Raw genomic sequence first — 9,319 nt, 5'->3', positions numbered from 1 at the left:
GGTAAAGAGGGCATAGCAACTCGGCTGGCTGCTGTCAGCCTTCCCCATGCAATCGGCATGTTTACCGACGATTTCCAAAAATATTCCGCTGCCTGTCGGGTCGAAGCGGGGCTATCCGTCCTTGGATCACAGATTTCCACAAACCGAACGCAGCGCTGAAGCGACCAACGCTCAGGCAGAGGACTATTGGCTGAACGACCATGAAGACGGCATCGACATTCCTGCAGATCCTCGCGCTCAGCGCCTGTTTCGCGGCGCAGGCTCATGGCACGTTCACGATGCCTGGCGTTAGACAGGCGCTGCGGACGATGGCTGGTTCCAGCGGCCAAGGCGTACTGCCAATCAGCGCTTCAGTCGAAATCGCAAATTGTCTCTGGAGCTAAGCCGCCAGCCCACCTGCCTGCGTCAGCAAAAACGCCTCGCCGCAGGCTTTCGCCAGATTGCGCACCCGCAAGATGTAGCTCTGCCGCTCGGTGACGGAAATCACGCCGCGCGCGTCGAGCAGGTTGAAAACGTGGCTGGCCTTGATGCACTGGTCGTAGGCGGGGAATACCATCCGGTGGTTCCCCTCCCCCTGGAGGGGGGAGAAAGGCGCGCCGGCTTCGAGCAACGCCTTGCACTCGGCTTCGGCGTCCTCGAAATGCCGAAGCAGCATCGCGGTGTTGGCGAATTCGAAATTGTGCCGCGAATATTCCTGCTCGGCCTGTAGGAAGACGTCGCCATAGGTCACCTTGTCGGCGCCGTCGCGGCCGTTGAAGTTGAGGTCGTAGACATTGTCGACGCCCTGTACATACATGGCCAGCCGTTCCAGCCCGTAGGTAAGCTCGCCCGCCACCGGCGCGCATTCGATGCCGCAAACCTGTTGGAAATAGGTGAACTGTGACACTTCCATGCCGTCGCACCAGCACTCCCAGCCCAGCCCCCAGGCGCCGAGCGTCGGGCTTTCCCAGTCGTCCTCGACGAAGCGGATGTCATGCAGAAGCGGATCGACGCCGATCGCCGCCAGCGAGCCGAGATAAAGCTCCTGCAGATTAGGCGGGTTCGGCTTCAGGATCACCTGGTATTGGTAATAGTGCTGCAGCCGGTTCGGGTTCTCGCCGTAGCGCCCGTCCTTGGGCCGGCGCGAAGGCTGCACATAGGCCGCGTTCCAGCGCTTTGGCCCGAGCGCGCGCAGTGTCGTCGCCGGGTGGAACGTGCCAGCGCCGACTTCCATGTCATAGGGCTGGAGAACGACGCAGCCATAGTCGGCCCAGTAGTTATGCAAGGTCAGGATCAGCCCCTGGAACGACCGGCTGGGATGCATATGGGCTGGGATATCAACGGTCACGGCGGCCTCGACGGAGCGGCGGGATGCGGCACCTGTTGGATGAGACCGCATGATCTTGTCCGAAAAGTCTGCAACTTTTCGGGATCAGGCTCTAGAGCGCCGCCTGCCAAGCGTCAAGGCGAGGGGTCAGCCCTTCGGCGCGGGCGCCGGTTCGGGCTTGACCTTCGGAGTTTCCTGCGCCGTGTTGGATTCGATCGGCGGCAGGCCCTTCAGCAGTTTCTGCTGTAACGCGGCGAGCACGTCGGGATCCGGCTTCAGGTCGCGGGCCTGGTTCCACTGGAAGGTGGCTTCCAGCCTGCGGCCGACGCGCCAATAGGCATCGCCGAGGTGATCGTTCAGCACCGGATCTTCCGGCTTCAGCGACACGGCACGCTCCATTTCGCGCACAGCGTCTTCAAACCTGCCCAGGCGGAAATAGGCCCAGCCCAGCGAATCGACGATGTAGCCGTCGCTCGGCCTGAGGTCGACGGCCTTCTGGATCATCTGAAGGCCTTCCTCGAGGTTGATGTTCATGTCCACCCAGGAATAGCCGAGATAGTTCAGAACCTGCGGCTGGTCGGGGAACATTTCCAGCGCCTTGCGGAAATTCGGCTCGGCCTTCGGCCACTCCTTCAGCCGCTCATAGGCGATGCCGCGCTGGTAGAAAATGTTCCAGTCGGCGCGGGTCGGGGTCTTCAGCATCGCTACCGCCTTGTCATAGAGACCGGCCGCGGAGCGGAAATCCTCCTTCGAGGCATAGACGCCACCGAGCGCCTGATAGGCGCGCATGTCGTCGGGATGCGCTTCGACGAGGGCCTTCAAATGGGCGATGGCCTCATCATAGCGGTCGAGATCGGCAAGGTTGAGGCCGAGCTGCAGTTCCGAAAGCGGCTTCAGCGGCGAACTGGCCGGGATGCGGCGATAGAAGGCGATGGCGCCCTCGCCGTCCTTCAACTGCTCGGAAACGGCGGCGAGTTGGACAAGGGCCGCGTCGCTGTCGGGCCGCAGTGCCAGGGCATATTGCAGATAGAGGCGGACGAACGGCTCGCCGCCACCGCGATTGAGCGCGGTGGCGAGATCGAGCAGTATTTCCGAGGCGCCGTCGGAGGGGCCGGCAACGAAGGGTTCGACCTTCTCGCCCTTGGTGATCCTGTCGCGAAGCGCTGATATCTCGACCTTGCCGGGTGCAAATGCCTCGGCCTGATCGAGCACGGACAGTGCCTTGTCTTTGTCGCCCTTGCGGGCAAGGAAGGAGGCATAGGCCTGCGCATTCCGCATCCAGGTTTCGGGCGCGGCGCTACCGGTCGCGGTGTCCTGCAAGGTGGCGGCGTAGATCGCGTCCGCCTTTTCGGGCAGGCCCGACGCATCGGCGATCAGCGCGCGATGGAAGGATTTGAAGAGGCCGAACCAGTCCGGACCCTGCAGCCTGTCGATGGAGGCCATGGCCTCGCTGGGGTTGCCGGCGCCCTGCTTGGCCCAGCCGGTCATGACGCCGGAGATCAGCCGGTCGAGGTCGGATTCGAGCGAAAGCTTGAGCCAGTACTCAGCCTTGGTGAAATCCTTTTTGTGAAAGGAACCGACGGCCAGCGCTAGGCGCGAGAACCGCTCGACGTCGGGAACCGTCTTGAGCTTGTCGGCATAGACCAGCGATTCTTCGAAGCGCCCTTGCGCGATCAGCGACAGCATCAGGCTTTGCTGCAACGAGGTATCACCGGGAGCAAAGGCGAGCGCCTGCTTGTAGTAGGCGATGGCGCTGTCGAGATCATTGTCGCCTTCGGCGACCCGCGCGGCAAGATAGGCGCCCGAGAACGACGTAATATTGACTGGCTCGGTGGTCTCTTTGGCATAGGCAGGCAAACCGGAGATCGCCATGCCCGTCACAATTGCCAGCCCTGTCAGCCAGCGCGCACATCCTTGCCGCATCGTATCCCTTTCAGTCAAAGCCATGGCCGCGTCAGCGGGATCGCCGTAGACTCGATCTTTTCCAGGCAAAGCATGGCCTTTTTGGGGTCATGCTTCAACCCGGCCGAATTCACAATCGGTCATGCGATCAAAAACCAAGCTAGGAGCGCCAACTGCGACCGTCCAGCGCGCTTCGTTGAAGATTTCTGCGGCAGGCCGGATTTCTGTATACAGGTATCCCCATATTCGCTTGAACGCGCTGCACAGGCCGGCCCTCCACGATGCGTGAAATTCACGGTTTCCCCGAAGGTCTTGCCTCCAGCGACTGCATCGCCACGGCAATCAGAGCGTGCAGCCGCTCTTTAGGCACACCGTCGCGTGCCTGCACCGAGAGACCAAACAGAACCGTGGTGTAGTAATCACCCAGGACCTCCGGGTCCGTGTCCGGTTTGAGTTCCCCGTCCCGAATGCCCTTTCTCAGGCGTTCGACAATGAGTGTATTGCGCGCCCGGCGACGCTCAGCCAGCCAGCGCAGCACACCATCGTTTTCAACGGCGCAGTTGGTCGCCGCCGAGACTACCATGCAGCCCTGCGGCAAATCCGGCCTGGTATAGACTTCGATTGCATCGCGCAGCAACCGCTCGACAAACCGCCGAGCGGTCGGCTCCTCGGCAAGGGCCCGGGTGGCGAAGCTTCCTTCCCTGGTTTCGTAAAGAACGACAGCTTCCCGAAACAGGTTCTCCTTCGAGCCGAAGGCGGCATAGATACGCGGCGAGGCCAGACCAAGCGTCGACACGAGATCGGCCATCGAGGTGCCCTCATAGCCGCGCGTCCAGAAGGCGTCGCGGGCCTTCTCGAGCGCTTGGTCCCGATCGAACTCCCTTGGCCTTCCCGCCATTGCGGCCTCCATTTTTTATCAATCAACAAATAATCCGCTTGACTTCGGATTGCAAACTTAATTCTTTGTCGATCGATAAAGAATTATCAGCATGGAGATTGACATGAGTTCACTCGATCAAGGCGCACCGTTCGGCGCCGCGGCAACAGGAGGAGTCGGCGCGAAGCGCGGCGCCACGCTGGCATTGCTCGCCTTCGCGCAGCTTATCATCGCACTCGACCTCAACATCGTCTTCGTGGCGTTGCCGGAAATCGGCGCGGGGCTAGGCTTTTCGGGCCAGACCCTGCAATGGGTGGTCAGCGCCTACACCGTATTCACCGGCGGCTTCCTGCTGTTCGGTGGCCGCGCCGCCGACCTGATCGGCCAGCGCCGGATCTTCATCTTCGCGCTCTGGCTCTATGCGCTTTCGTCCCTGGTCGGCGGCTTCGCTTGGTCGCCGGAAATCATCATCGCGGCCCGTGCGGTGCAAGGCATCGGCGCCGCGTTCCTGTTCCCGGCCACGCTGTCACTGATCAATCGCCTGTTTGCCGAGGGGCCGGAACGCAACCGGGCGCTTGCGGTCTGGGGCGGCGCCGGAGCGAGTGGCCTGACGCTCGGCTCGCTGGCGGGAGGGCTTCTCACCAGCGCGTTCGGCTGGCCATCCGTCTTCTATGTCAACGTGTTTTTGGCTGGGATCGCCATCATCGCGGCTTTCGCCATCATTCCGCGTGACGGCAAGCGGCATGAACATCGCAGCTTCGATCTGCCGGGCGCGCTAACCGTCACTGCCGGTGCGACCCTGCTTGTCTTCACGCTGGTTCAGGGGCCCGAATATGGCTGGGGGTCGGCCGCCATCGTCTTCAGCGCTGCACTGGCGGCATTCTTCCTGATCGCCCTCGCAGCGATAGAGGCATGGAGCGCCGACCCGCTGATGCCGCTGCGCCTGTTCCACAACCGCAGCCTCGTCGCCGGCATGACGATCACCTTCCTCTTCATGGGGACTTTCGGCGCCCTGCCCTACTTCCTCACCGTGCTTTTACAGAACGTGCATGGCTTCACCGCCTTGCAGGCCGGCCTGGCGTTCCTGGTGCCATCAGTCGCCATCGCGGCCGGCACGCAAGTCGGCGAACGTCTGGCAACGCGTTTTTCGACGCGCGCCACGCTGGTTGGCGGCATGGTCATCGGCGCGATCGGGACAGCCTTGATGGTATCAGGTGCAAACGCCGACAGCAGCTATCTATCCCTCGTACCCGGCCTGATCATCTCCGGAGTCGGACAAGGCATCGTCTGGACCGCGATGTGGATCGCCGCCGCTTCGGGTGTTTCCCATGACGAGCAGGGTGTCGCGTCGGGGATGGCCTCCACCATGCTCAATGTCGGCAATGCGATCGGCATGGCGGCGTTGATCGCGATTGCCAACCGCAATGTCGGCGGATTGACAGGTGACGCCTTGAAGATCGCTGTCGCCGAGGGCATCCAGGTCGCCTTCTGGCTCGCTGCGGCAGGCATCGTTTTCAGCCTGCTCGCTGCAATGGTCCTTCCGGGGAAACCAAAATGACGTGCGGAGGCCGTGCCGGCCAAATATCGGCGATGCCTCTCAGTTCACACGGCTGATGCAGAAATCGATGACGTCGATCAGCGCCGATTTCTGCGGCGTCGCCTCGAGCGGCGCCAGCGCGTCGCGGGCGATCTCGCCGAAATGGCCGGCGCGCCCGATGGTGTCGGCGATCGCGCCGTGGCGGGTCATCAATCCGATCGCCTTTTCCAGCCCGGTGTCGTCGGTGACATTGTCCTCGATGGCGCGCTTCCAGAAGGAGCGTTCCGCCTTGGTGCCGCGCCGGTAGGCGAGGATCACCGGCAGCGTCACCTTGCCTTCGCGAAAGTCGTCGCCGACATTCTTGCCCAGATCCTTGCTGGTGCCGCCATAATCCAGCGCATCGTCGATCAGCTGGAAGGCAAGGCCGAGATTCATGCCGTAGGAGCGCAGCGCCGCGCGATCGTTGCGCGTCGCCTGGGCGATGACCGGACCGACCTCGGCGGCGGCCGAGAACAGGGCCGCGGTCTTGGCCTTGATCACCGCGAAATGCTCATCCTCCGTGGTTTCGAGGTTCTTGGCGGCGGCGAGCTGCATCACCTCGCCCTCAGCAATGATCGAGGCGGCGCTGGACAGGATGTCGAGCGCTTCCAGCGAACCGACATCGACCATCATGCGGAAAGCCTGGCCAAGCAGGAAATCGCCGACCAGCACGCTCGCCTGGTTGCCCCAGATCATACGGGCGGTCTTCTTGCCGCGCCGCATGCCGCTCTCGTCGACGACATCGTCGTGGAGGAGCGTGGCGGTGTGCATGAACTCGACTGATGTAGCGAGCTTGACGTGGCCCTCGCCGGAATAGCCGAACATCTGGGCCGAGGCGAGCGTCAGCATCGGCCTCAGCCGCTTGCCACCGGAAGAGATCAGGTGGTTGGCAATCTCCGGGATCATCTCGACGTCGGAACCGGCCTTCGACAGGATCAATTTGTTGACACGCCCCATATCGGTCGACGTCAGGTCGATGAGATCCTTTATGGAGGCGGCTTCGCGCTTCCCGTTTTCGATGTTGAGAACGACACCCACCACAAACACTCCCGTCCAGAAGTCACGCGCACGACGGCACCCCGATCCCGCGGCAGACTCTAGGGCGGTACCCACGGGCACGGCAAGAGGCGAATTGGCGCGGTCGAGGCTGGCGTCCGGAGCCACCCACATTTACATAAACGCTGCAACCTGCGAGTTTCGCCCGATGATAGAGCTTATCCGCACCAACGATGCCGTGATCATTTCCTTTGTCGAATCGCTGATGCGCGATGCCGGCATCGGCTGTTTCGTCGCCGACCAGAACATGAGCGTGCTCGACGGTTCGATCGGAATCCTGCCCAGGCGCATCCTGGTCGACGCCGACCAGGCCGATGCGGCGCGGCGCATCCTGACGGATGCCGGCATCGCCAACGAGATCCGCCAGACATAATGTCCGCGGCGCGCGCCACCCTTGTCCAGGACACGCCGGCCCATACGGTCGATGCCTTCCATCGCGGGCGGTTCTGGCTGGTGCAGCCGAAACAAGCCGGCCATCGCGCCGGCATGGACGCCATGATGCTGGCCGCTGCCGTGCCGTCCTCCTTCGCCGGACGCCTTGCCGATTTCGGCGCGGGCGCTGGCGCCGCAGGCCTGGCCGTGCTGTCGCGCTGTCCTGATGCCGAGGCCGTGCTCATCGAACGGTCTCAGGAAATGGCAGCCTTCGCCGCAACGACGCTTGCCCATCCCGGCAATGCGCATCTCAACGACCGCGCCTCGGTGCTCGCCGCGGACGTTGCGCTGTCGGGCCAAGCGCGAACAGCCACTGGGCTTGCCGACAACTCCTTCGATTTCGTCATCATGAACCCGCCCTTCAACGCCGCCGAGGATCGCGCCACGCCCGACGCGCTCAGGAAGGCGGCGCATGTCATGGAGGATCGGCTGTTCGACAGCTGGATCCGAAGTGCGGCTGCCGTGGTCAGGCCGCGCGGCGGTCTTGCCGTAATTGCCAGGCCCGATCAGCTCGGCGCCATTCTCGATGCGATATCAGGCCGCTTCGGCGACGCCGAGATGCTGGCCGTCCACCCTCGCCCCGAAGCAGCGGCGATCCGCATCGTCGTCAGGGCAATACTCGGCTCACGCGGAAAACTGTCGATCCGCCCGCCGCTGATGCTGCATGCGCGATCGGGCGACGGACCAACGGAGCGGACCGATATGATCAATAACGGGCTGGCTTCGCTGTTCGGCGACTGAGCCTTTTCTACCAGCAAGCGGCGCGGGCATTGCCGTTGGCCGGCGAATCCCTACATGCCTTCAAGCCAATTGACCGGAGACCCCGTGAAACGCTTCCTAAACCGCCTGCTGCCGAAATCCTGGCGCTCCGACATCGTCGTTATTCCTGTTATCCGGCTGCACGGTACGATCATGCCCGGCGGCGGCCAGTTCCGGCCGAGCCTGTCGCTCGCGTCCACTGCCGGCCCTATCGAGAAGGCGTTTTCCTTCGATGCGCCCGTGGTCGCCATTTCGATCAATTCGCCAGGCGGCTCGCCAGTGCAGTCGCGGCTGATCTTCAGACGCATCCGCGATCTGGCGACCGAGAAGAACAAAAAGGTTCTGGTCTTCGTCGAGGACGTGGCGGCTTCGGGCGGCTACATGATAGCGATTGCCGGCGACGAGATCTTTGCCGATCCGTCCTCCATCGTCGGTTCGATCGGCGTGGTGTCGGCCTCGTTCGGCTTTCCCGAGCTGTTGAAGAAGATCGGCGTCGAGCGCCGCGTCCATACTGCCGGCCAGAACAAGGCGGTGCTCGATCCGTTCAAGCCCGAGAAGAAGGAAGATATCGAACGGCTGAAGGCGCTGCAGCTCGATGTCCACGAGACCTTTATCGATCTCGTCAAGGACCGGCGCGGCCCTAAGCTCAAGGACGACCCGGACCTGTTCACCGGCCTGTTCTGGACCGGTAAGAAGGGGCTGGAGCTCGGCCTTGTCGATGCGCTCGGCGATATGCGCAGCGTGCTGAAGACCCGTTTCGGGCCAAAGACCCAGCTCAAACTGATCACGGCGCCGCGGGGCCTGTTCGGCCGGTTCGGCTGGTTCGGCTCGAGCAGAGCGGGTTTTTCGGCGCCCGAGATCGCCGCGGCTGCCGCAAGCAGCGTGATCGATGCGGCGGAAGAGCGCGCATTATGGGCGCGCTTCGGGCTTTGAAAAGCCAGTAAAAGCGTTTAGCTTGAAAGCTTGACCGACCCGACCGGCCGCCGCAGTCGGCCTTGTGAGGGAGGAGTTTGACATGCCACAGATCATTTTCTTCATCACCGTCGGCCTGCTCGCCTATTTCGGCTATCGCTCCTTCGTCAGGGAAGCTGAGCGCGTGACGGCCAAGATACGGCGCACCGAAAAGCAGGCTACCAACGGCACAATGGGCACGTTGGTCAAGGACCCGAAGACCGGCGAATACCGGCTGGCCAAGGACTGACATCATCCCCCTCGCGACTGACCCCGTGGAATCCGGCATCACTGTCCGGGCGTGGCATGCGCACGCCAAGATAAATCTCGCGCTGCACGTCACCGGCAGGCGCGCCGACGGCTATCACATGATCGAGAGCCTGGCGGTGTTCACGCGCTTCGGCGACAGGATCGAGATCGAACTTGCCGACAGCGATGGGTTTTCCGCGTCGGGCCGATA

General features: G+C 62.8%; 9 protein-coding genes and 1 pseudogene. 6 read left to right on the top strand and 4 right to left on the bottom strand.

Annotated elements, in window-relative coordinates; genetic code table 11:
* Positions 1–379: 379 nt before the first annotated feature.
* The 3 genes from EOA86_RS10495 to EOA86_RS10485 form a co-directional block, all read right to left on the bottom strand.
* Positions 380–1,327 (bottom strand): glycine--tRNA ligase subunit alpha, encoded by a 948-nt coding sequence (locus EOA86_RS10495; protein ID WP_128341557.1) that lies wholly within the window; start codon positions 1,325–1,327, stop codon positions 380–382.
* Between the two features lie 126 nt (positions 1,328–1,453).
* Positions 1,454–3,229 carry a tetratricopeptide repeat protein gene (locus tag EOA86_RS10490; RefSeq protein WP_127210652.1) on the bottom strand — a complete coding sequence of 592 codons (1,776 nt, stop codon included), beginning with the start codon at positions 3,227–3,229 and terminating at the stop codon, positions 1,454–1,456.
* 271 nt (positions 3,230–3,500) lie between these two features.
* On the bottom strand, positions 3,501–4,106 hold the full coding sequence (locus EOA86_RS10485) for a TetR/AcrR family transcriptional regulator (protein WP_128341556.1): 606 nt from the start codon (positions 4,104–4,106) through the stop codon (positions 3,501–3,503).
* A 103-nt stretch (positions 4,107–4,209) separates the two neighbouring features.
* Between EOA86_RS10485 and EOA86_RS10480 the strand changes: the two genes are divergently transcribed.
* Complete coding sequence (locus EOA86_RS10480; protein WP_245497211.1) at positions 4,210–5,643, top strand: MFS transporter; 1,434 nt, start codon at positions 4,210–4,212, stop codon at positions 5,641–5,643.
* Positions 5,644–5,682: 39 nt separating this feature from the next.
* On the opposite strand, the gene EOA86_RS10475 is transcribed toward EOA86_RS10480, so the two are convergent.
* Entirely contained in the window at positions 5,683–6,699 is a 1,017-nt protein-coding gene (locus tag EOA86_RS10475) for a polyprenyl synthetase family protein (protein ID WP_029355543.1), read from the bottom strand.
* Between the two features lie 166 nt (positions 6,700–6,865).
* Here EOA86_RS10475 and EOA86_RS10470 point away from each other — a divergent pair, with 166 nt between their 5' ends.
* The 5 genes and pseudogenes from EOA86_RS10470 to EOA86_RS10450 all read left to right on the top strand — a co-directional run.
* Positions 6,866–7,090, top strand: a complete 225-nt coding sequence (locus EOA86_RS10470; RefSeq protein WP_029355541.1) for a DUF2007 domain-containing protein — start codon at positions 6,866–6,868, stop codon at positions 7,088–7,090.
* A complete protein-coding gene (locus EOA86_RS10465) occupies positions 7,090–7,890 on the top strand; it encodes a methyltransferase (RefSeq protein WP_128341553.1) in 801 nt (266 codons plus the stop codon). Before EOA86_RS10470 ends, EOA86_RS10465 begins: the two co-directional genes overlap by 1 nt.
* A gap of 84 nt (positions 7,891–7,974) precedes the next feature.
* A complete protein-coding gene (locus EOA86_RS10460) occupies positions 7,975–8,841 on the top strand; it encodes a S49 family peptidase (protein ID WP_065006299.1) in 867 nt (288 codons plus the stop codon).
* Between the two features lie 82 nt (positions 8,842–8,923).
* Complete coding sequence (locus EOA86_RS10455) at positions 8,924–9,109, top strand: hypothetical protein (protein ID WP_065006190.1); 186 nt, start codon at positions 8,924–8,926, stop codon at positions 9,107–9,109.
* A gap of 25 nt (positions 9,110–9,134) precedes the next feature.
* Positions 9,135–9,319 (top strand): annotated as a pseudogene (locus EOA86_RS10450) (4-(cytidine 5'-diphospho)-2-C-methyl-D-erythritol kinase); the annotation flags it as partial.

Origin of the sequence: Mesorhizobium sp. M5C.F.Ca.IN.020.32.2.1 (assembly GCF_004023105.1) — a bacterium.
In the GTDB taxonomy this organism is placed as follows: domain Bacteria; phylum Pseudomonadota; class Alphaproteobacteria; order Rhizobiales; family Rhizobiaceae; genus Mesorhizobium; species Mesorhizobium wenxiniae.
The sequence above is the reverse complement of the archived record's forward strand: the minus strand, read 5'-3'. Positions and strand labels throughout refer to the sequence as shown.